Genomic DNA, 19,704 nt, shown 5'->3' with positions numbered 1-19,704 from the left:
AGCCAGAGAGATGTCGAGCACTGAAGTCGCCGCCCGGGTCCGCCAGTTGGTCGGAGAGATGGTCCCGTCCGGTCCCCGTGAGGTCGGTACCGCCGACCGCCTGATCGAGGACCTCGGCTACAACTCGGTCACCATGATCGAGCTCGCCCTGGTGCTGGAGGTCGAGTTCGACCTCCAGGACATGGCCGGCGAGGAGGCCATGGACCTGGTGACCGTCGGGGACATCGAGACGACCATCGCGCGTCTCGCGACCGCCGGCTGAAGGCGGGTCGGATGACCACCCACACCGAAGGCGCCCCGGAGCGGGACGACCCCTACGTCCTCTCCCCGCAGCAGGCCGACGACCTGCTGCGGGGGTTCCCGTGGCGCCGTTTCGCCGTCCTCGGCGACTCGATGGCCGAGGGGATCCTGGAGGCCTCCCCCGGCTACCGGAAGGCCTCCTGGGCCGACCGGGTGCACGGGGCGCTGCTGCGCGGCAACCCCGACCTCGCGTACCTGAACACCGGCTACCGCGGGGTGGTCTCGGCGCAGGTGCTCGCCGACCAGCTGCCGAAGGCCCTGGAGTTCGAGCCGGACCTCGCGGCCGTGCTCTGCGGCGGGAACGACTTCCTGGCGCCGGAGTTCCGGGTCGAGGCCTACCAGGAGAACCTGGACGCCATCGTCGGCGCGCTGACCGGGGCCGGGGCCACCGTCTTCCTGTACAGCCTGATCGACATCACCAGCGCGTTCTCCCGGCTGGCGGTGATGCGCCCGCGGATGGCGCAGCTGAACGCCGCCACGCTCGAAGTCGCCCGCAAGTACGGCGCGGTGTGGGTGCCCTGCTGGGAGCACCCGGCCGCCGGCGACCGGTCCGTGTACAGCTCCGACATGCTGCACATGTCGGCGCGCGGGCACGCGATCATCGCGTCGCTGACGGTCGAGGCGCTCGGCCGCCACCTGGGCAACGCCGCCGCGGCGGACGACCCGGCGGTTCCGGCCGCGGCGGCGCCCGCCCCGGCCGCCGGGGCGGGGGACGACACCGGGGAGCAGAGCATCTCCGGCGTCTACGACTACTTCCTCGGCGGCGCGGAGTACTCCGAGCACGAGCGGGTGGTCGCCGAACGGGCGCTCGCGGCCGTCCCCGGCATCAAGATCATGATCTGGGAGAACCGCAAGTTCCTGAAGCGGCTGGTCCGTTACGCGGTCGCCCAGGGGATCACCCAGATCCTCGACCTGGGCTCCGGGATCCCGGCCCGCGGCAGCGTCCACGCGCTCGCGCACGCCGTCGACCCGCAGGTCCGGGTCGTCTACGTGGACAACGACCCGGTGGCCGTCGCGCGCGGCCGGGAGCTGCTGGCCGACGTGCCGCACAGCACGGCGGTGCAGGCCGACCTCACCCGGCCCGAGGAGCTGTTCGCCCGGCCCGAGGTCCGGGAGCTCCTGGACTTCGACCGGCCGATCGCGGTGCTGTTCCTCGGCGTGCTGCACTTCATCCCCACCGAGGAGCTGGAGCCGGCGCTGCGGGTCTACCGCGAGGCCCTCGCCCCCGGCAGCCTGCTGGCGCTGAGCCACACGGCCAGCGGGGAGGACGCCGACTCCCAGGCGGCCTACCGGGTCTACGCCGAGGCCTTCGGGTTCGCGACCAAGCGGACCAAGGAGGAACTGACCGCCTTCCTCGGGGACTTCGAGCTGGTCGAGCCCGGGGTGGTGCAGGTGCCGGACTGGCGGCCCGACCCGTCCCCGCTGAGCAGCCGGTTCGCCGAGCAGATCGGGTCCGTCCACTACCTCGGCGCCGTGGCGACCAAACGTCCCCCTTCGAACATCGGAGCATCATGAGCAAGCCTGAGGCCGCGGGCGCCGCCCGGCCGGTCAACCCCGGGCTGATCCTTCTGGTCGCCTCGGGGGCGACCTTCGTGGCGTTCCTGGACACGACCGTCGTCAACGTGGCGTTCGACGAGGTCCACCAGAGCTTCGCCGGCGAGCCGATCTCCAACATGACCTGGCTCGTGACGGCCTACGGCGTGCTCTTCGCCGCGCTGCTGACGATGGCCGGCCGGCTCGCCGACGTCACCGGCCGCAAGCGGCTGTTCCAGCTGTCGGTCGGGCTGTTCACCGCGGCGTCCGCGCTCGCGATGGCCGCGCCCGGCTACGGCGTCCTGGTCGTGGCCCGCGCCCTCCAGGGCATGGGCGCGGCCGGCATGATCCCGGCCGCCCTCGGCCTGATCCTCTTCAACACCCCCGCCGAGCGGCGCGCCGCGGCGATCGGCTCCTGGGGCGCCGCGGGTTCGCTGGCCGCCGCCGTCGCGCCGGTGCTGGGCGCCGGCCTGGTCGAGGCGCTGGGCTGGCGGGCGATCTTCGCGATCAACCTGCCGTTCGGCCTGCTGATGCTGTTCGGCACGTCCCGCGCGGTGCACACCGACGAGCCGACCGGCCGGCCGCTGCCGGACCCGGTGGGCACGGCGGCCTTCACCGTCGGCATCGCCGCGGTGGTGCTCGGCCTCTCCCAGGGCGAGAGCTGGGGCTGGACCAGTGCCGGCGTGCTGGCCGCGCTGATCGGCGGCGCCCTGCTCACCCTCCTGGCGGTCGTGCTCTCGGCGCGCGCCGAGGAGGGCAAGGGCCGTACCGCCGCCCTCGAGGTGGACCTGTACCGCAACCGCCGCTTCGCGCTGTCCGGCGCCGGGTCGGCGTTCCTGGGCGCGGCGCTCTACACCTGGCTGCTCTCCGGCCCGATCTTCCTGGCGACCTACTGGCACTACTCGATCATGGAGATCGGGCTGGCGGTCACCCCGGGCGCGCTGACCTCGGCGGTCAGCGCCATCGTGGTGGGCCGGCGGATCAAGCCGCAGGCCCAGGGGATGGCCGTGCTGATCGGCTCGCTGCTGTTCGCGGCGGTCTGCGGCGTGATGGCCCTGACCCTGGACGAGCAGCCGGCCTTCCTCGCGGTCTGGCTCTGGGTCTCGATCTTCGGCGGTCTGGGCGTCGGCGCCGCGCTGACCGGCCTGACCGCGATCTCGGCCTCCGCGGTGCCGCCGCTGCGGTTCTCGGCCGGCACCGCGCTGACCCTGACCGCGCGTCAGCTCGGCGGCTCGGTGGGCATCGCCGTGATGGCGATCCTGCTGAGCGCCACGGGCAAGGACCCGCTGCACCAGATGCTGCTGGTGTTCGGGCTGAGCGGGGCTACCGCCCTGGTCGCCGCGCTCTGCGGGCTGCTGCTGCACACCGCGGCCAAGCCGGCGCCGGCCCCGGCCGCCGCCGCGCCCACCGCCGCCAGGACCCCGGCGGGCAAGGACTGAGCACGTGACCGTGAACTCGACGGCCGAGCGGTGGACGGCCGCACTGGAGAAGGTGTACCTCGTCCCGGAGGAGTACCGGACCGGGTACTTCGACCGGGCCGCGGCCCTGGACCTGCTGCGCTGCGGCGAGGAGGTCCTGGACCGCCTGGTCGCGGCCGGCCTGCCGTCCACCGGGGAGCCGGGGGACGAACGCTACGACCGCTACGACCTGTTCAACCTGGCACTGGCCTCCGGATCCGCCGAATCCGTCCCGGAGAAGGCGATCGCGTACGCCCTGCGCTGGATGAACCAGGGGCCGGAGAGCTGGACGGCCGAGCTCGGCTGGTCGTTCGCGATCACCGTGGAGTGCCCGACCGGCGAGTGCGGCGAGCAGTCCTCGCTGTCGCACGCGCGGATGCTCCCGGAGGCCGTCGGCGGCGAGGTCCACCGGTGGGACGTGAGCCCGGCGGCCGCGCGGCAGGGCGAGGACGGCCGGCTGACGCTGGACGGCGCCGGCCCGCTGCACTTCGAGGCCGAGCTCTCCACCCGCGGCCGGCTGATGCCGCTGCGCTCGCCCGTCCTGCGCGGGATCGTGGACGACTTCATGTCCGCGGGCTACCGCTGGGTGCGGGTGCCGGAGCGGCTCCAGTGGGACCACCCGCGGCTGCTCGCCGCCGGCGTGGCGCCCTGCATCTCGGCCAGCCTGTTCCTGGCCGAGGAGTTCACCAGGGCGGGCTACCAGGCGTTCGCCCGCCGCGGCTGGCTGCTGGGCATCCTCGACCTCGCCCACTCCTGGGTCGAGGTCGTCGACGACGACGGCGTGGTGAAGCCCGTCGACCCGATCGCCGCCTGGCTCTCGGAGTACGCGGACCGGCCCCACCCCGAGCTGGCGAAGGCCGCGATCGGCTCCTGGCTCAACCGGCAGCTGCCCGCCGCGCTGCCGGCCGACGGCCTGATGGCCACCCACAGCTGCCGCGGCCGCGCGGTCGAGCCCCGCCGCACCACCGTCATCCGTAGGAGCAGTACCCCCGTGAAAGGACCGGCATGACCCAGACGACTGCCGACGCCGCGGCCCGCACGGCCGGCTACCTCGCGGATCTGCCGTCCATCCTGGGCGGCAACCCGCGGTTCATCGAGATCCTCGACCGGCTCACGACGCTGTCGGAGCGCGGCTACTACGACCCGTACAAGCTCTTCGAGTGGCCGGACTCGCTCCAGGAGGACGCCTACTGGATGAGCCCCGAGCTGATGACCGTGCACGGCACCGAGGCCGCGACGAAGCTCGACGAGGCGCAGCTGCACGCCCTGAGCAAGTTCGAGAGCGTCAACTTCTACAGCCTCAACGTGCACGGCATCCGTGAGCTGCTCACCGAGATCGTCGCCCGGATCCACATGCCCGGCTACGAGGTGGCCTCCGAGTACTTCCACCACATCATCGGCGAAGAGAACGACCACATGTGGTTCTTCGCCAAGTTCTGCCTGACCTACGCCGGGAAGATCTACCCCGACCGGTCGATGTCCTTCGCGGTGCCCGGCGTCCCCGAGGCCGACACCTTCCTGCTCTTCTCCCGGCTGCTGATCTTCGAGGAGTTCGTCGACGTCTTCAACCAGAAGATGGCCGAGGACGAGCGGCTGGACCCGACCATCCGGAAGATCAACAAGGTCCACCACCAGGACGAGTCCCGGCACATCGCGTTCGGCCGGCAGATGGTCGCGCTGCTCCACCAGGACCTGCGCACCCGGATCAGCAAGGCCGAGCTGGACGACCTGGAGCTCTACCTCAAGCGCTACATGCGGGCCTCCGCGGAGTCGCTGTGCAACCCGGCGGCGTTCCGCGACGCGGGCATCCCCGAGCCGTTCGCGGTGCGCCGCTCGGTGATCGCCGACCCGGCTTTCGACGAGTTCGTCCACCGCGTGTTCAAGCGCTCCCTCGCATTCATGACCAGCGAAGACATCTTCGCGGACGGAAGGATCCCCCAGCGATGACCGACTCTGCCGCCGCAGTACCCGCCCGGTCCGGCGACCTGGTCCTCGACTTCCTGATGGCGCGCCGCCCCGACCTCGGCGTCATCGACCCGGACTACGACCTGATCGACAACCGGGTGCTCGACTCCCTGGGGTTCGTCAACTTCCTGTACGTCCTGGAGGAGCAGACCGGCCGGGAGATCAGCCTCGACCAGGTCTCGCCGGAGGACTTCCGCACGCTGCGCCGGATCAGGGAGCGGTTCTTCGATGCCGAGCAGTGAGACCCGGGGCGGCCTGGCCACCCTCGGACCCGTCGAGCTGGGCGTCCGCCAGCTGCTCGACCAGCTCTTCACCGCATGGGGCCAGGAGGCCGGCGCGGACCCGATGGCCTTCCCGCCGCTGCTGCGCACCTCGGACCTCGCGGCCTTCGACTACTGGACCAACTTCCCGCACCTCGGGCTGCTGGCGACCGGCGGCCACCCGGACCGGGTCGCGGAGCTGTCCGCCGGTCCGCACCAGGAGATCGCCCCCGAGCTGCTGTCCCCGGCCCAGTACGCGCTGCCGTCCGCGACCTGCTACGCCGCCTACCTGCACCTGGCGGGCAGCCGGCTGGACGGCCCGCGGCGGATCACCGCGGTCGGCACCTGCTACCGGCGGGAGGACCACTACGACGGCCTGCGCCGGCTGATGGGCTTCTCCATGCGCGAGGTGGTCTGCGTCGGCGAGCGGGAGACCGTGCTGGAGCACATCGCCGCGTTCACCGAGCGGGTGACCACCTTCGCCGACCGGCTCGGCCTGCCGCTCGCGGTGGAGGCGGCCACCGACCCCTTCTTCGAGAAGGACGCCGCCCGCACCCTCATGCAGCAACTGTTCCCGGTGAAGCGGGAGTTCGTCTACGGGGAGAAGCTCGCCATCGCCTCGGTGAACTTCCACCGGAACTTCTTCGGCGAGCGCTGCGACATCACGCTGCCCGACGGCGGCCCGGCCTTCACCGGCTGCGTGGCCTTCGGCCTGGAGCGCTGGCTGGCCGCGCTCGACGACCGGTTCGGCCTGCACGCGCCGGATCTGACCGACCGCATCCTCGCCGCGGCCGGCCGGTGACCCCACCGGCGCGGCCCGAGCGCGCGACGCCTACCGAACCACTTGGAAAGGGCCCCACCTTGTCTGACACTCCTGCCTCCCGGACGCGCGTCCTGGTGATCGGCGGCGGTCCCGGCGGCTCCACGGCCGCGACCCTGCTGGCCCGTCAGGGGATCGAGGTGACTCTCCTGGAGAGCGCCGTGTTCCCCCGCTACCACATCGGCGAGTCCATCCTGCCGTCGGTGCTGCCGATCCTGGACCTGCTCGGCGTCCGCGAGAAGGTGGAGCAGCACGGCTTCGTCCGCAAGGACGGCGCGTACTTCGAGTGGGGCCCGGAGAACTGGGACCTGAACTTCGACCACCTCTCCGGCGCCAACCGGCACAGCTACCAGGTGATCCGCTCCGAGTTCGACCACATCCTGCTGGAGAACGCCAAGGAGCAGGGCGTGCGGGTGCACGAGGGCACCCGGGTCAAGGAGATCCTGTTCGACGGCGAACGCCCGGTCGGCGCCCGCTGGGCGGCCGGCGAGGAGTCCGGCGAGATCGCCTTCGACTACCTGGTCGACGCCTCCGGCCGGGCCGGCGTGATGGCGACCAAGTACCTGAAGAACCGCCGCTACCACGAGGCGTTCAAGAACATCGCGGTCTGGTCGTACTGGCGCGGCATCACCCCGCTGGACCGCGGCCCCGAGGGTGCGATCGCCGTCTGCTCCGTCCCCTACGGCTGGTTCTGGGCGATCCCGCTGCACGACGGCACCTACTCGCTGGGCCTGGTGGCCAAGCAGTCCATGTTCGCCGAGGAGCGGGAGCGGCTCGGCAGCATCGAGGCCGTCTACGAGGACGCGTTGAAGCAGGCGCCGCGCATCGCCGCGATGACCGAGGGCGCCGAGCGGGTCACCGACTTCAAGGTGGAGCAGGACTACTCCTACGTCTCGGAGCGCAAGTGCGGCCCCGGGTACGTCATGGTCGGCGACGCCGCCTGCTTCCTCGACCCGCTGCTGTCCACCGGCGTGCACCTGTCCACGTTCTCCGCGCTGCTCGGCGCCGCGGCCATCTCCGCGGTCATCGAGGGCGAACTGCCGGAGGACGAGGCGATGTCCTTCTACGAGAAGGCCTACCACCAGGCGTACGAGCGCCTGTTGGTCGTCGTCTCGTTCTTCTACCAGAGCTACAACCGGCAGTCGCAGTTCTTCGAGGCGAACAAGCTGACCCGCCGCGAGCGCCACATGCTGCACCTGTACGAGTCCTTCCTGCACATCGTGACGGGCATCGAGGACCTGGACGACTCCACCGCCGGGGAGAAGGCGCTGGACGCCGTCTCCGAGCAGATGGCCGTCCAGCGGAAGATCTCCGCAGGTCACAACGAGGCGCTGAACTCGATGCCGACCGACCCGCAGAGCGCGGTCGGCGGGCTCTACCTCGAACTCGAGCCGAAGCTGCGGCTGCGGCGCGCGACGGCCCCGGTCGCCGGGGCGGCCACCGAGGCGGCGGGATAGTCCGGGTGTAGACCTGTGAGGTTATGATCACCCGGAGATAACAAGGGGGGATGGGCGCGGTGCTCCGTCACGTCGCACGCCCCGCCGTCCGGCTGTTCCTGTTCCACCACGCCGGTGGCTCGGGCACGTTGTTCGACGGGTGGGCCGAGCGCCTCCCCGCGGACTGGGACGTCGTCCCGCTCGAAGCGCCCGGCCGGGGAGCCAAGCGGACGGTGCCGCCGTGCGTGGACGCCGCCGGGCTCGCGGAGCACTTCCGGCAGGAGATCCGGCCGGGAACGGACGTGCCGTACGCCTTCTTCGGGCACAGCATGGGCGCGCTCGTCGCCCATGAGCTGGCGCAGCGGTTGTGGCAGGACGGGGAGCCCGGGCCGATCTGGCTCGGGCTCTCGTCCTGCGTCGCGCCGGGCCGCGCCGGTACTGTCACGGCGCGGTCCGGGCTGTCCGACCGCGCCTTGCAGGACTGGCTGGTCTCGCTCGGCGGGACCCCGGCCGAGGTGGTGCGGCACCCGTTCGTCTGGTCGATGCTCGGGCCCGTGCTGCGCGGCGACCTCCGCGTGGTCGAGTCCTGGCGCCCGACGCCCGCGGTCCCCCCGACCGGTACGCCGTTCACGGTGTTCGGCAGTACGGACGACGACCTGGTCCCGGTGGCGCAGCTGCGGGAGTGGCAGGACGTCGGAGATCACGTCCGGATCCGGCTGCACCAGGGAGGGCACTTCTACCTCCAGGCGCGGCCGGAGCCGTTGATCGACCAGATCGCCGCCGCCGTGCAGGCCTGTTTGACCGAGAAGGAAGGTATCGCCCGATGACCGCCTCCAGGATCACCGGAACCGGCTACTACCAGCCCGCCAGGGTGCTGACCAACGCCGAGCTGGAAACCATGGTCGACACCACCGACGAGTGGATCCGCAGCCGGGTGGGCATCGAGGCCCGCCGCATCGCGGACACCGAGACGGTGGCCGACATGGCCATCGAGGCCGCCGGCAAGGCCCTCGCCGCCGCCGGCGGGGGCGTCGACGACGTGGACCTCGTGGTGGTCGCGACGACCACGGCGATCGACCGCTGCCCCAACACCGCCAACCGGGTCGCCGCCGCGCTGAACCTGACCGGTTCGCCCGCCGCGATCGAACTGAACACCGCCTGCTCGGGGTTCAACCACGCGCTCGCGGTCGCCGACCAGTCCGTCCGGCTGGGCGTGGCCAAGCGCGCGCTGGTGGTCGGCGCCGAGAAGATGTCCCAGGTCACCGACTGGACCGACCGCAACACCTGCGTGCTGGTCGGCGACGGCGCCGGCGCGGTGGTCATCGAGGCCTGCCCCGACGAGGAGTGGGGCATCGGGCCGGTGCACTGGGGCTCCGTCCCGGAGAAGTCCCGTGCCGTGCTGGTCGAGGGGGACGTGCCGCGGTTCAGCCAGGAGGGCCAGACCGTCTTCCGCTGGGCCACCGGCGCCCTCGCCCCGTTCGCGCGCGAGGTCTGCAAGGCCTCCGGGGTCGAGCTCGACGACCTGGTGGGCTTCGTCCCGCACCAGGCCAACCTGCGGATCATCGAGCCGCTGGTGCGCCAGCTCGGCCTGGGCGACAAGGTGATCGCCCGCGACGTGGTGGAGTCCGGCAACACGGCGGCGGCGAGCGTGCCGCTGGCCTTCGCGAAGCTGGTCGAGCGGGGCGAGCTGAAGTCCGGGGACCTCACCCTGCTGCTCGGCTTCGGCGGCGGGCTGGCGGTCGCCGGGCACGTCGTGCGCTGCCCGTGAGCAGACCGGGACGCAGACCGGGGAACAGGCCCGGTCGCCGGGGTCCGGCGACCGGGCGCCCCGGCGCCCCGTGGCGGGGTGCCGGATGATCGAGCGCCTCCTCCCGGGGGCGGTGGCCGCCCACGAGAGCTTCGGCGACCTGGACGACGCCCGCCTGCTGCCCGCCGAACGCGACTGGATCGCCTCCTCGACGGCGGCCGGCCGGCGGCAGGAGTTCGCGACGGTCCGGCACCTCGCCCGCGCGGGCATGCGCGACCTGGGGCGTCCCCCACAGCCCGTGCTGCCCGGGGCCGGGCGGGCGCCGCGCTGGCCGGAGGGACTGGTCGGCGCCATCACGCACTGCGCGGGCTACCGGGCCGCGGTGCTGGCCAGGAGCTCCGAGGTGCCGGGCCTGGGCATCGACGCGGAACCCAACCGGGCGCTGTCCGCCGGAGCGCTCGGGGCGATCAGCCACCCCGAGGAGCGCGACCAACTGGCCGGGCTCGCGCGGGAGTTCCCGGAGGTGCACTGGGACCGGCTGCTCTTCTCGGCGAAGGAGTCGGTCTACAAGGTCTGGTACCCGCTGGCCGGGCGCTGGCTCGGGTTCCGGGACGCCCGGGTGGAGTTCGACCCGCTCGGCGGCCGGTTCACGGTGCGCCTGCTGGTGGCCGGCCCGGTCCTGGCCGGGGCGCCGTTGCAGGAGCTCGACGGACGCTGGCAGCACGCCCACGGCCTGCTGACCACCGCGATCGCGCTCGGCCCGGGCGACCGCGCTCTAAACGCCCGCTAAAAGCGGCGTTACCAGCCACCGGCCGTGCCCCTGAAGGCCGGTGGCCATCCCGCGGAACGGCATTGCGGGCCCCGGCGATCCGCTTCTAAGCTGCGAACGCGGGGGCGCTTCAGCGTGCGGTCATCACTGGGCCGGCGCGAATCAGCCAGCTGAACCGACGTCATTCGACTGGCCATGGGGGGCGAGATGGGCGACAGGCGTGCGTCGGCCGGAGGCGGGTGGCGAACACCGGTCGCGGCGGTGCCGGAGACCGACCGGCTTCCGGTCCTGGGCGCGGCGAGCGCGTTCGTGATGATGGAGACCGCCGGCCGGCTCGGGATGATGCCGGAGGAGTGCCTCGGCGACACCGGGCTCACCCGGGCGGCCGTCGCCGACCCCGGCCGGATCGTCCGGCTGGACCAGGAGTTCGCGGTCGCCCGCAACGTGCTGCGCAGCCACGGCCACGTGCCGGCCCTGGGCATGCTGTGCGCGGACCAGTACGGCGTCGCCCTGTACGGCAGCTTCGGGCTCGGCCTGCTGGCCGCACCGACCGGCCGCGCGGCGCTCGCGTTCGCGAACCGCTTCGCCGACCTCACCTACACCTGTGCCGCGGTCCGCTGCCACGAGCAGCAGGGCGAGCTGCGGCTGGTCGTCGACGGCAGCCATCTCCCCAAGGACATCCGGGAGTTCCTGGTCGACCGCGCGCTGATGGGCCTGATCCGGCTGCTCGGCGACCTGCTGCCCGGCACGGACTGGCTGCGCTGGGTCTCGCTGGCGCGGCCGGAGCCGGAGCACGCCCAGGCGTACCGCACGATCGTGCCCGCCGAACTGCACTTCGACCGCGAGCTGAACCAGCTGGCGATCGACGCGGCCGCGCTGGACCGGCCGCTGCCGATGGCCAACACGTGGGCGTACCGCGCCGCCGAGCAGGCCTGCGAACGGGAGGTGACGGATCGTCGGAGCCGGGTCGGCCTGGCCGAGACGGTCCACGCGTACGTGGCCAGCCACATGTCGGGCCGGCCGCGGATCGTCGACGTGGCCCGGCAGCTCGGCCTGAGCGAGCGCTCGCTGCGCCGCCGGCTGGCGGTGGAGGGCACCTCGTTCACCCGCGTGGTCGACGACGCCCGGCGGTCGGCGGCCGAGCAGCTGTTGCTCCAGGGGGCGACCCCGTCCCAGGTCTCCCGCAACGTCGGCTTCCTCGAACAGGCCGCGTTCAGCCACGCGTTCAAGCGCTGGCACGGCGTCTCGCCGAGCGAGTACGCGCGGACCCGGCGCGGGGGAGCGCCCACGCTGCGGTCCGTCCCGTGCACCGGGGAGCAGCTCCGGCACGGCTGGCGCGCCGGCGTCGACCGGCTCCGGCAGGACCTCCCGGCCTGAGTCGCAGGCCCCTGGCCTGTGTCCCGGGCGGACACCAATGCACCATCAGAACAGGGGACTTGAGCAGTGATCGGCTCTCGCATTCTGGCCCTCGGCCACTACCAGCCCGCCAAGGTGCTGACCAACGACGACATCTCCGAGCTGGTCGACACGAGCGACCAGTGGATCCGCAGCCGGGTGGGCATCCAGACCCGGCACGTCGCGGAGGACGAGTCGGTCACCGACATGGCGACCGAGGCCGCCGCGAAGGCGCTGGCCAACTCGGGCCTCGCGCCCGCGGACATCGACTTCGTGGTGGTCGCGACCTGCACCGCGCTGGAGCGCACGCCCAACGTCGCGACCAGGGTCGCCGCCCGGCTCGGGATCCCGGCGCCGGCCGCGCTGGACGTCAACACCGCGTGCTCCGGCTTCCCGCACGCCCTCGGGCTGGCCAATCTGGCCATCGGCGGCGGCTCGGCGCGCGCCGCCCTGGTGGTCGGGGTGGAGAAGCTCACCGAGTTCACCGACTGGTCCGACCGCAGCACCTGCGTGCTGGTCGGGGACGGCGCGGGCGCGGCCGTGGTGGTGCCCTCGCCGACCCCGGAGATCAGCCCGGTGGTCTGGGGCTCGGCGCCCGACCTGGGCCGGTCCGTGCTGATCGAGGGCCGCGAGGGCAGGTTCACCCAGGAGGGGCTGACCGTCTACAAGTGGGCCACCGCGACGGTGCCCGAGGTCGCGCAGCGGGTGCTGGAGCTGGCGGGCGTCCGCCCGGAGGAGCTGGGCGGCGTCGTGCTGCACCAGGCCAACCTGCGCATCATCGAGCCCGTGGTCCGGGAGATCGGCGCGGTCAACGCCGTCATCGCCCGGGACGTGGTCGACTCCGGGAACACCTCGGCGGCCAGCATCCCGCTGGCCTTCTCCAAGCTGGTCGAGCGCGGCGAGCTGGAGCGTGGCACCCCGGTGCTGCTGATCGGCTTCGGCGGCGGCCTGTCCTACGCCGGCCAGGTCGTCCGCTGCCCCTGACCGGGGCCGCCGCCCGCCGGAAGTCGCCGGAGGCCGCTCAGGCGGCCTTCGGCGACTCGTTGTAGGTGTCGGCGAACTCCTGGCCGGACAGCCGCTGGATCGCCGCCATCACCTCGGTGGTGACCTGGCGCCGGGCCTGCGCCGAACGGGCCTGGCCGTGCAGCTCGGTGAAGTGCAGCGGCTCGCCGAAGCGGACCGTCACCTTGCGGACCCGGGGGATCCGGGTGCCGACCGGGAGGATGTCCTGCGGGCCCTCCAGGGCGACCGGGACGATCGGGACCCCGGCGGTCAGCGCCAGCCAGGCCGCGCCGGTCTTCCCGCGGTACAGCCGTCCGTCCAGCGAGCGGGTGCCCTCGGGGTAGATGCCGAAGGCCTTGCCCTCGTTCAGCAGCACCAGGGCCTGTTCCAGCGAGGCCTGGGCGGAGCGGTAGGTGCCGCGCTCGACCGGCACCGCGTTGATCACGTTGGTGAAGATCGCCCGGGAGACGGCGCCGCGGATCCCGGTGCCGGTGAAGTACTCGGCCTTGGCGAGGAAGTAGACCTGGCGCGGGGCCGTCAGGGGGATCACCACGCTGTCGATGAAGGACAGGTGGTTGCTGGCCAGGATCACCCCACCCTTGCGCGGCACGTTCTCGATCCCCTCGATGACCGGCCGGTAGACGGCCTTCGCGAGCGGCTTGAACACGAGCTTGGTGATGAGATTGAGCATCGGCCCTCCCTGGCCAGTTGGCTCCGCTGCGGATCGGCGGCGGAGCCGAGGTCAGACCGCAGGCTACGACATGCGCCCCGGTGGGTGTCCACCGTCGGCCGGCCGGCCCCGGGCGGTGCCGGGGCCGGACGAATGGTCAACTTCCGTGGTTCTCCGGGGCCATGGTGCGCCAGAATCCGTCCAGCCAGGTCAAGGTGTCCCGCATGACGTAGTGGTTGGCGTTGGGCCGCAGCGCGGACAGCAGGAACGACCGGGCGCCCTCGGAGGGCACCCCGAGCACGGTGATCCGGGGGTCGGTGCCGCCGTCGGAGCCGACCGGGTGGAAGTCCGCGGTCAGCTCCAGCCCGCCCGGCTCGAAGGCGGTGCCGTCGGCGGACTCGTTGCGCCAGAGCCGGACGGTGCCCCGGGCCAGCAGGTTGCGGTAGAGCGGCAGGACGTCCAGCCGGGGGTCGAAGCCGTGCATCCGGGCCTCGACCAGGGCGTCGACCGGCCGGGAGTACCCGGTGTGCGGGCCCTCGACGACGACCCGGCCGGTCCGCTCGTCGAGCGCCACCCGGGCCTCGGGGCCGGCCCCGACGTCGAGCAGCCCGTGCTCGATCAGCGCGGCGATCTTCACCATGATCTCCGGGGCGGCTCCGTTGGCCAGCCGGTTGTGGTGGCGGACGTAGCGCTGGAGGAAGCACCGCTGGGACTCCGCGGTCAGCCCGGCGTGGTCCACGGCGTAGGAGATCACCGAGCGCAGGTCGCGCCAGACCCCGTCCGCGGCGGCCTTGTGCGGGTTGCGCAGGTTGCCCTGGCGGGCCCAGGTCTGGTCGTCGGCCATGAACTCCAGGACGGCGCCGCGGAATTCGTCCGGGGAGCCGGTGCGGCGCACCGGCTGGACGGCGGCCTGCCAGGAGAAGCGGTTGCCCTTGGGCGCGGTCTCCAGCGCCCAGGGCGAGCTCCGGCCGTCCAGCACCGGCCGGACCGGCTCCCCGGCGTCGACCAGGCGCTCGACCTCGGCCCGCACCGCGGGCCCGAACACCGTGTCGGTCCAGTGCAGCAGGACGTCCCGGACCGGCCAGGAGACCGACCGCTGGGCCGCGGCCAGGCCGAGCCCCCCGTCGAGGACGGCCGCCAGCACGTCGGCCACCTCGTCGACCGCGCCGTCCAGCGGGGCCAGCAGCCGGCCGGGATCCTCGCCCGGCCCGGCGGCGCCGCCCAGGAAGGCCAGGTAGCCCGGCAGGGCGCGCTGGGTCAGCAGCAGGGCGCTGCCGGGCCCGAACAGGGTGACGTAGTGCAGGTGGGCCATCTCCAGCACGATCAGCGGCAGCACGTCCTGCTCGAAGTCGAGCTGGGCCGGCCGGTCGGCCCCGCCGGGGTTCGGGCGGCCGACCTGGGCCCGCAGCCGGCGGATCGCCTCCTCGGTGAGGAAGGTGCCCGGGTGGTCGCCGGCGCCGCTGCTCGGCTTGTGGTTGTCGGGCCGGGCGAAGGTGAACAGGCCCGAGCCGCTGAACGCGACGATCCCGGCGGGCTCGGCCCCGCTGGGGCGGTAGACGAGGCCGCGCCCGGGCTCCTCGTGGAAGGTGCCGCCGCGGCCCTCGGTCAGGTGCAGGACCGCGTCGATGGCGGTGAGCCCCATGCCCGCGCAGCCGACGACGGCCCCGGGGCCGCTGTGCTCGGGCGCGAGTTCCACGGTCATCGGGTAGGGGTGGGCCACGTACCGGGCGCCGCCGCGCTCGGCCAGCTCGGCCAGCCGCCGGCCCGCCGGGGCCCGCCGCTCGTCGTGGTACGAGTGCCCGGTGAGCAGCACCACCTCGTCGGCCGGGTAGTGCTCGCCGTCCTTGGTGACGACCCGCAGGCCGTCGCCGTCCGGTTCGACGTCCACCACCTCCGCCTCGTGCAGGTGGAGTTCGGTGCCCGGGTGCCGGGTCAGGTCGGCGGCGAAGGCGTCGAACATGTCCCGCAGCGCGAGCCCGTGGACGTACCGCTTGGGCCAGTCCTCGGGGGCCAGGTCGAAGTCCGGCTCCCCGGTCTCCGCGAACCGGCGCCGGCACCACTCGTGCAGGGTCGGCCGCTCCGCCTCGGGCCGCAGCGGCCCCGCCCCGACGACGGTGTCGTCGGCGGCGAAGCTCACCTGGCAGCCGATCCGGTTGAGGTAGCTGGTCCGCGCCTGCGTGGGGCTGTGGGCCTGGCCGGCCCCGAACTCGCCGGTCCGCTCGAACACCCGGACGTCGAGCCGGCGCCCCTCGCCGAGCCGGTCGACGGTCGCCGACAGCCGCTCCAGGAGGTAGGTCGCTCTAGGACCCCCACCGACCAGGACCAGCCGGTACGGCCGGGTCGCCGGCGCGGTCCGGGCCGATGCGTCGTGCGCTCGCGGAGTGGTCACCTGTGCCTCATTCACTGGGTCTGCGGATTGCCTGACGGGGCGCGGGTCAACTGCGGGCGGGCAGCAGGCGGGCCAGCACGGCCAGGAAGCGCTCGATGTCCTCCGTGGTCATGCGACCCATGGTCGACAGCCGGAAGAAGTCCTTGGCGAGCTTCTCCTGCGCGCTGTAGATGACGAAGCCCTCGGCCCGCAGGCCCCGGTGGAGCTCCTGGTAGCTGCTGCCCGCGGGGATGCGGATGGCGGTCAGTCCGGCGGCCCGCTGGTCGGCGGGGAGCAGCAGCTCCAGGCCGAGCCGCTCCAGGCCGGCGCGCAGCTGCCGGGCCAGCCCGGCGTACCGCTCGTTGCGGGCCTGCCAGCCCTCGGCCAGCGCGAGGTCGAGCGCCGCGTCGAAGGCGTAGAAGGCCGGGATGCCGGGGGTGAAGGCGGGGGCGACGGCCTTCTCCTGCGCCGTGTAGTGCCGGTACAGGTCCAGGTAGTAGGTGCGGCGCGGGCCGCCGGCCAGCCCCTCGAAGGCCGTCCGGGCGGCGCTGACGAAGGCCAGGCCGGGGGCGCCCTCCAGGCACTTGTTGGCCGAGCCGGCCAGCCAGTCGATCCCGTCCTCGGCGAGCGAGAGGCGCTCGGCGCCGACGGTGCTCACCGCGTCGACGATCACCTGGCGGCCGTGGGCGTGCGCGATCCGGGCGATCGCGGCCACGTCGTTGAGCATGCCGCTGCTGGTCTCGTGGTGGACCACGCCGACGTGGGTCAGGCCCGGGTCCTCGGCGAGCGCCCGGTCGACCGCGGCGAGGTCGACCGGGGTGGCCCAGCCGAACTCCAGGTGCCGGGTGCGGATGCCGTGGGTGGCGGCGATGTGCTGGAAGCGCTCGCCGTAGTGGCCGTTGTCGACGACCAGCAGCGCGCCGTCCGCGGGCACCGCCGAGGCGACGGCCGCCTCCACGGCGGAGGTGCCGGAGCCGGTGAGGACGACCGAGGTGTGCCGCTCGTCGCCGCCGGCGGCGCGGGTGGTCTTCTCCCGCACCCGGGTCATCAGCTCGGAGAACTCGGGCTCGCGGTGGCACATGTCCGGGCCGGCCAGCGCCGAGCGGACCCGGTCGTCGGTGATGACCGGGCCGGGGTTCATCAGGACCAGGCGCTCGGGCCGGGACGTCGTACGGTCGCTCATCGGGTGATCGCCTCCGCGAATCGGGCTGCTGACTGGGGTGGGGCGAGGGCGGGGCGGCCGAGGCCCGGGTCCGAACCGGGGGCGATGCGCACCCGGATCAGGTGGGCGCCGCCCTCGGCCTGCGCCCGGACCACCGCGGCCCGCAGCGCGGGCCCGTCGGAGACGTCGTGGCTCGCGCGGTAGCCGCAGGCGGCGGCGATGGCGCCGAAGTCCACCCCGGCCGAGGCGGTCGGCTGGCCGCCGGTCGACTCGTACGCCTGGTTGTCGAGCAGCAGGTGGCACAGCCCGGTGCGGGTCTCGCGGCCGATGGCGGCCATCGCCTCCAGCCGCATCAGGGCGGCGCCGTCCCCGTCCAGCACGGCGACCGGGCGGTCGGTGTGCAGGGCGACGCCGAGCGCCACGCTGGACGCGCAGCCCATGGAGCCGACGATGTAGAGGTTCTCCGGCCGGTCGTGGTCCCGCTCCAGCTCCCGGGCGGTCTTGCCGGTGGTGGCGACCAGCAGGGTGCGCGGGTCCATCGCGGCGACGATCTGGCCGATCGCCTCGGCGCGCTTCATCAGCTCCGGCCCGGCGGCGGCCGGGGTCTGCTCCGCCTTCGGGTAGGGGGCGATGGCGCCCTTCGGGACGACGAAGGCGAACGGCAGGCCGGTGGCGTCCATGTGCGCCGCCGCCTCGTCCAGCCGCTCGGCGAGCACGGCCGGGTCGTCGGGCAGCAGCTCGTTGCGGATCCGCATGGCGGTGAGCATCTCGGGCGTGATCTCGCCCATCAGCTCGTGCTGCGGCTCGTCCGGGTTGCCCGGGCGGCCGCGCCAGGTGACCAGCAGCAGCACGGGCACCCGCAGGGTGTGGCAGAGCGAGGTGAGCGGGTTGACGGTGTTGCCCAGGCCGGAGTTCTGCAGGATGACGACCGGCCGCCGCCCGGCGAGCCGGGCACCGGCCGCGATGGCCACCGCCTCGCCCTCGTTGGCGGCGATGACGTAGTCCTGCGGGTGCTCGGCCTCCAGGCAGCTGATCACCGGGCCGAGGAAGGAGCAGGGCACCCCGGTGAACGGGCCGAAGCCGCGCTCGCGGAGCAGGCCGACGACCTCGCGCGCGGCCAGTCCGGCGGTCTTGGTGGCGGTGGCGGTGCTCATCGGCCGGCCTCCTGACCCGCCAGCAGCTCGGCGGCGCGGCGGACGTCCTGCGCGGTGCGCAGCTCCAGCCAGCCGGAGCCGATCTCGACCGCGCCGATCCGGTGACCGGCGTCCAGCAGGCCGGCGATCAGGTCGGCGAGGGTGGCCGGCTGCCCGTTGGCCCGGTGCTTCTCCGCGACGGTGCGGACGGCGGCCCAGCCCTGCGGGGAGAAGACGGCGGCGCCGGCCAGCTCCCCGTCGGCGTCCTCGCCGCCGATCCCCACGACCTCGCCGAGGTCGCCGGCGGCGATCCGGCGGCCGTCCCGCAGCACCGAGTTGAGCCGCAGCGGCAGCGCGTCGGCGCGGCGGGCGGCGCCGGCACCGGCGGAGACGTCGACCAGGACGGTGATGTCGCCGGTGGCCGCCGCGAGTTGACGCAGCGGGCCGCTCGCCACGAAGGCGTCGCCGGACAGCACCACGGTGCCGCCGGTCGCGGTGTCGGGCAGCGCCAGCACGGCGCCGGCCGCGTCGGTGTGCTCGGCGAGGACGGTCACGTCCTGCGGGCGGTGCTCGGGCGCGTCCGCCGCGACCGCGAGGGCGACCGACTCGATCCCGCCGCGGCGCAGGGCGGCGGTCTGCTGGTCGAGCACGGCGGCCGGCGTCTCGACGGCCTCGCCGGGCGCCCCCGGCACGACCACCGCGCGGGCCCGGGACTCGAACGGGGTGATGAACTCCGCCTCGTGCCGCTTCTGGACGGGCATGCCCTGGAGGTCGAAGACGGTGGACAGCGGGGCGATCCGGTGCTCGATGCCGGTGGTCCGGTCGTCCCGCAGGATCTCCTCGAAGACACCGCTGACGGCGGTGATGCCGGCCCGCAGGCCGTGGTTGGCGTAGATGACCATCTTGGCGCCGGCGTCGGCCAGTTCGCTCGCGGTGATGGTGTGGTAGGTGGTCGGGACGACGACGACCGGCGTCGGCAGGGTCCACTGCTCCAGGAAGCGCAGGACGGGCTCCGGGGAGTCGCCCTTGGCGTGGATCAGCACCGCGTCGGCGCCGGCCCGCGCGTAGGCCTCGCCGCGGCGCAGCGCCTCGTCCATCCCCCAGCCGGCGATCAGGGCCTCGATCCGGGCGATGACCATGAAGTCGGCGGTGCGCTGGGCGGCCTTGGCGGCGGCCAGCTTGCCGCAGAACTCCCCGATCGGGGCGAGCTCCTGGCGGCCCGGGATGAAGCTGTTGACCTTCGGGAAGCGCTTGTCCTCGATGGACACCGCGGCGATCCCGGCGGCCTCGTAGCGCCGGATCATGTTCATCACGTTGTGGGCGTTGCCGTAGCCGGCGTCGCAGTCGGCGACCACCGGGACGTCGACGGCGGCGGCCAACGAGGAGGCGACGCCGAGCAGTTCGCTCATCGTGAGGATGTCGGTGTCGGGGACGCCCTGGGAGGCGGAGACCTCCAGGCCGCTGGACCAGACGCCGTCGAAGCCGGCCCGCTCGGCGAGGCGGGCGCCGAGCGGGTTGTGCGCGCCGACGATCCGCACCGGGCCGGGCCGCTCGAACAGGGCGCGCAGCCGCCGGGCCCCGGGAGCGATCTCCTGGCCGGTTTCGATAGTCGCAGTACTCATGCCGAATCTCCTCGTACGTGTGGGGCGGCACAGCACCATTGGGGCAGCCCACGTGAAGCGGTTGA

18 protein-coding genes are annotated in these 19,704 nt (G+C 73.4%); 13 read left to right on the top strand and 5 right to left on the bottom strand.

The window, feature by feature from the left end; translation table 11 throughout:
* Window positions 1-10 precede the first annotated feature (10 nt).
* The 13 genes from ABTY15_RS05435 to ABTY15_RS05375 all read left to right on the top strand — a co-directional run bounded on the left by ABTY15_RS05435 (window position 11) and on the right by ABTY15_RS05375 (window position 12,666).
* Window positions 11-262 carry an acyl carrier protein gene (locus ABTY15_RS05435; protein ID WP_350576430.1) on the top strand — a complete coding sequence of 84 codons (252 nt, stop codon included), beginning with the start codon at window positions 11-13 and terminating at the stop codon, window positions 260-262.
* Window positions 263-273: 11 nt separating this feature from the next.
* Window positions 274-1,815: an SAM-dependent methyltransferase gene (locus tag ABTY15_RS05430; protein WP_350576428.1), complete on the top strand. Its 1,542-nt coding sequence runs from the start codon at window positions 274-276 to the stop codon at window positions 1,813-1,815.
* A complete protein-coding gene (locus ABTY15_RS05425) occupies window positions 1,812-3,272 on the top strand; it encodes an MFS transporter (protein WP_350576426.1) in 1,461 nt (486 codons plus the stop codon). The genes ABTY15_RS05430 and ABTY15_RS05425 overlap by 4 nt, the downstream gene beginning before the upstream one ends.
* 4 nt (window positions 3,273-3,276) lie before the next feature.
* A complete protein-coding gene (locus tag ABTY15_RS05420; protein WP_350576423.1) occupies window positions 3,277-4,299 on the top strand; it encodes a hypothetical protein in 1,023 nt (340 codons plus the stop codon).
* Window positions 4,296-5,237 (top strand): diiron oxygenase, encoded by a 942-nt coding sequence (locus tag ABTY15_RS05415; RefSeq protein WP_350576420.1) that lies wholly within the window; start codon window positions 4,296-4,298, stop codon window positions 5,235-5,237. The genes ABTY15_RS05420 and ABTY15_RS05415 overlap by 4 nt, the downstream gene beginning before the upstream one ends.
* Entirely contained in the window at window positions 5,234-5,497 is a 264-nt protein-coding gene (locus tag ABTY15_RS05410; protein ID WP_350576417.1) for an acyl carrier protein, read from the top strand. Before ABTY15_RS05415 ends, ABTY15_RS05410 begins: the two co-directional genes overlap by 4 nt.
* On the top strand, window positions 5,484-6,317 hold the full coding sequence (locus ABTY15_RS05405; RefSeq protein WP_350576414.1) for an aminoacyl--tRNA ligase-related protein: 834 nt from the start codon (window positions 5,484-5,486) through the stop codon (window positions 6,315-6,317). Before ABTY15_RS05410 ends, ABTY15_RS05405 begins: the two co-directional genes overlap by 14 nt.
* A gap of 59 nt (window positions 6,318-6,376) precedes the next feature.
* Window positions 6,377-7,792, top strand: a complete 1,416-nt coding sequence (locus ABTY15_RS05400; RefSeq protein WP_350576411.1) for an NAD(P)/FAD-dependent oxidoreductase — start codon at window positions 6,377-6,379, stop codon at window positions 7,790-7,792.
* 59 nt (window positions 7,793-7,851) lie between these two features.
* Window positions 7,852-8,598 (top strand): thioesterase II family protein, encoded by a 747-nt coding sequence (locus tag ABTY15_RS05395; RefSeq protein ID WP_350576408.1) that lies wholly within the window; start codon window positions 7,852-7,854, stop codon window positions 8,596-8,598.
* Window positions 8,595-9,539, top strand: a complete 945-nt coding sequence (locus ABTY15_RS05390; RefSeq protein ID WP_350576405.1) for a beta-ketoacyl-ACP synthase 3 — start codon at window positions 8,595-8,597, stop codon at window positions 9,537-9,539. The genes ABTY15_RS05395 and ABTY15_RS05390 overlap by 4 nt, the downstream gene beginning before the upstream one ends.
* An 85-nt stretch (window positions 9,540-9,624) precedes the next feature.
* Entirely contained in the window at window positions 9,625-10,308 is a 684-nt protein-coding gene (locus ABTY15_RS05385; RefSeq protein ID WP_350576402.1) for a 4'-phosphopantetheinyl transferase family protein, read from the top strand.
* Window positions 10,309-10,494: 186 nt separating this feature from the next.
* Window positions 10,495-11,664 (top strand): AraC family transcriptional regulator, encoded by a 1,170-nt coding sequence (locus ABTY15_RS05380; protein WP_350576399.1) that lies wholly within the window; start codon window positions 10,495-10,497, stop codon window positions 11,662-11,664.
* 66 nt (window positions 11,665-11,730) lie between these two features.
* Entirely contained in the window at window positions 11,731-12,666 is a 936-nt protein-coding gene (locus tag ABTY15_RS05375) for a beta-ketoacyl-ACP synthase III (protein WP_350576396.1), read from the top strand.
* 37 nt (window positions 12,667-12,703) lie between these two features.
* On the opposite strand, the gene ABTY15_RS05370 is transcribed toward ABTY15_RS05375, so the two are convergent.
* From ABTY15_RS05370 to ABTY15_RS05350, 5 genes are all read right to left on the bottom strand, one after another.
* Window positions 12,704-13,375 carry a lysophospholipid acyltransferase family protein gene (locus ABTY15_RS05370; RefSeq protein ID WP_350576393.1) on the bottom strand — a complete coding sequence of 224 codons (672 nt, stop codon included), beginning with the start codon at window positions 13,373-13,375 and terminating at the stop codon, window positions 12,704-12,706.
* Between the two features lie 136 nt (window positions 13,376-13,511).
* Window positions 13,512-15,743 (bottom strand): FAD/NAD(P)-binding protein, encoded by a 2,232-nt coding sequence (locus ABTY15_RS05365; RefSeq protein ID WP_350576386.1) that lies wholly within the window; start codon window positions 15,741-15,743, stop codon window positions 13,512-13,514.
* A 46-nt stretch (window positions 15,744-15,789) separates the two neighbouring features.
* Entirely contained in the window at window positions 15,790-16,905 is a 1,116-nt protein-coding gene (locus ABTY15_RS05360) for a 2-aminoethylphosphonate aminotransferase (RefSeq protein WP_350576378.1), read from the bottom strand.
* On the bottom strand, window positions 16,902-18,038 hold the full coding sequence (gene aepY / locus ABTY15_RS05355) for a phosphonopyruvate decarboxylase (RefSeq protein WP_350576375.1): 1,137 nt from the start codon (window positions 18,036-18,038) through the stop codon (window positions 16,902-16,904). The genes ABTY15_RS05360 and aepY overlap by 4 nt, the downstream gene beginning before the upstream one ends.
* Window positions 18,035-19,639: an isocitrate lyase/phosphoenolpyruvate mutase family protein gene (locus tag ABTY15_RS05350; RefSeq protein ID WP_350576372.1), complete on the bottom strand. Its 1,605-nt coding sequence runs from the start codon at window positions 19,637-19,639 to the stop codon at window positions 18,035-18,037. The genes aepY and ABTY15_RS05350 overlap by 4 nt, the downstream gene beginning before the upstream one ends.
* Window positions 19,640-19,704 lie beyond the last annotated feature (65 nt).

Source organism: Kitasatospora sp. NPDC097643, from assembly GCF_040302625.1.
Classification (GTDB): Bacteria; Actinomycetota; Actinomycetes; order Streptomycetales; family Streptomycetaceae; genus Kitasatospora.
The sequence above is the reverse complement of the archived record's forward strand: the minus strand, read 5'-3'. Positions and strand labels throughout refer to the sequence as shown.

Coding starts and splice junctions, on each gene's coding strand:
- ABTY15_RS05435 (WP_350576430.1), top strand. CDS start 11: ATGTCGAGCACTGAAGTCGCCGCCCGGGTCCGCCAGTTGGTCGGAGAG.
- ABTY15_RS05430 (WP_350576428.1), top strand. CDS start 274: ATGACCACCCACACCGAAGGCGCCCCGGAGCGGGACGACCCCTACGTC.
- ABTY15_RS05425 (WP_350576426.1), top strand. CDS start 1,812: ATGAGCAAGCCTGAGGCCGCGGGCGCCGCCCGGCCGGTCAACCCCGGG.
- ABTY15_RS05415 (WP_350576420.1), top strand. CDS start 4,296: ATGACCCAGACGACTGCCGACGCCGCGGCCCGCACGGCCGGCTACCTC.
- ABTY15_RS05410 (WP_350576417.1), top strand. CDS start 5,234: ATGACCGACTCTGCCGCCGCAGTACCCGCCCGGTCCGGCGACCTGGTC.
- ABTY15_RS05405 (WP_350576414.1), top strand. CDS start 5,484: ATGCCGAGCAGTGAGACCCGGGGCGGCCTGGCCACCCTCGGACCCGTC.
- ABTY15_RS05390 (WP_350576405.1), top strand. CDS start 8,595: ATGACCGCCTCCAGGATCACCGGAACCGGCTACTACCAGCCCGCCAGG.
- ABTY15_RS05385 (WP_350576402.1), top strand. CDS start 9,625: ATGATCGAGCGCCTCCTCCCGGGGGCGGTGGCCGCCCACGAGAGCTTC.
- ABTY15_RS05380 (WP_350576399.1), top strand. CDS start 10,495: ATGGGCGACAGGCGTGCGTCGGCCGGAGGCGGGTGGCGAACACCGGTC.
- ABTY15_RS05370 (WP_350576393.1), bottom strand. CDS start 13,375: ATGCTCAATCTCATCACCAAGCTCGTGTTCAAGCCGCTCGCGAAGGCC.
- ABTY15_RS05360 (WP_350576378.1), bottom strand. CDS start 16,905: ATGAGCGACCGTACGACGTCCCGGCCCGAGCGCCTGGTCCTGATGAAC.
- aepY (WP_350576375.1), bottom strand. CDS start 18,038: ATGAGCACCGCCACCGCCACCAAGACCGCCGGACTGGCCGCGCGCGAG.
- ABTY15_RS05350 (WP_350576372.1), bottom strand. CDS start 19,639: ATGAGTACTGCGACTATCGAAACCGGCCAGGAGATCGCTCCCGGGGCC.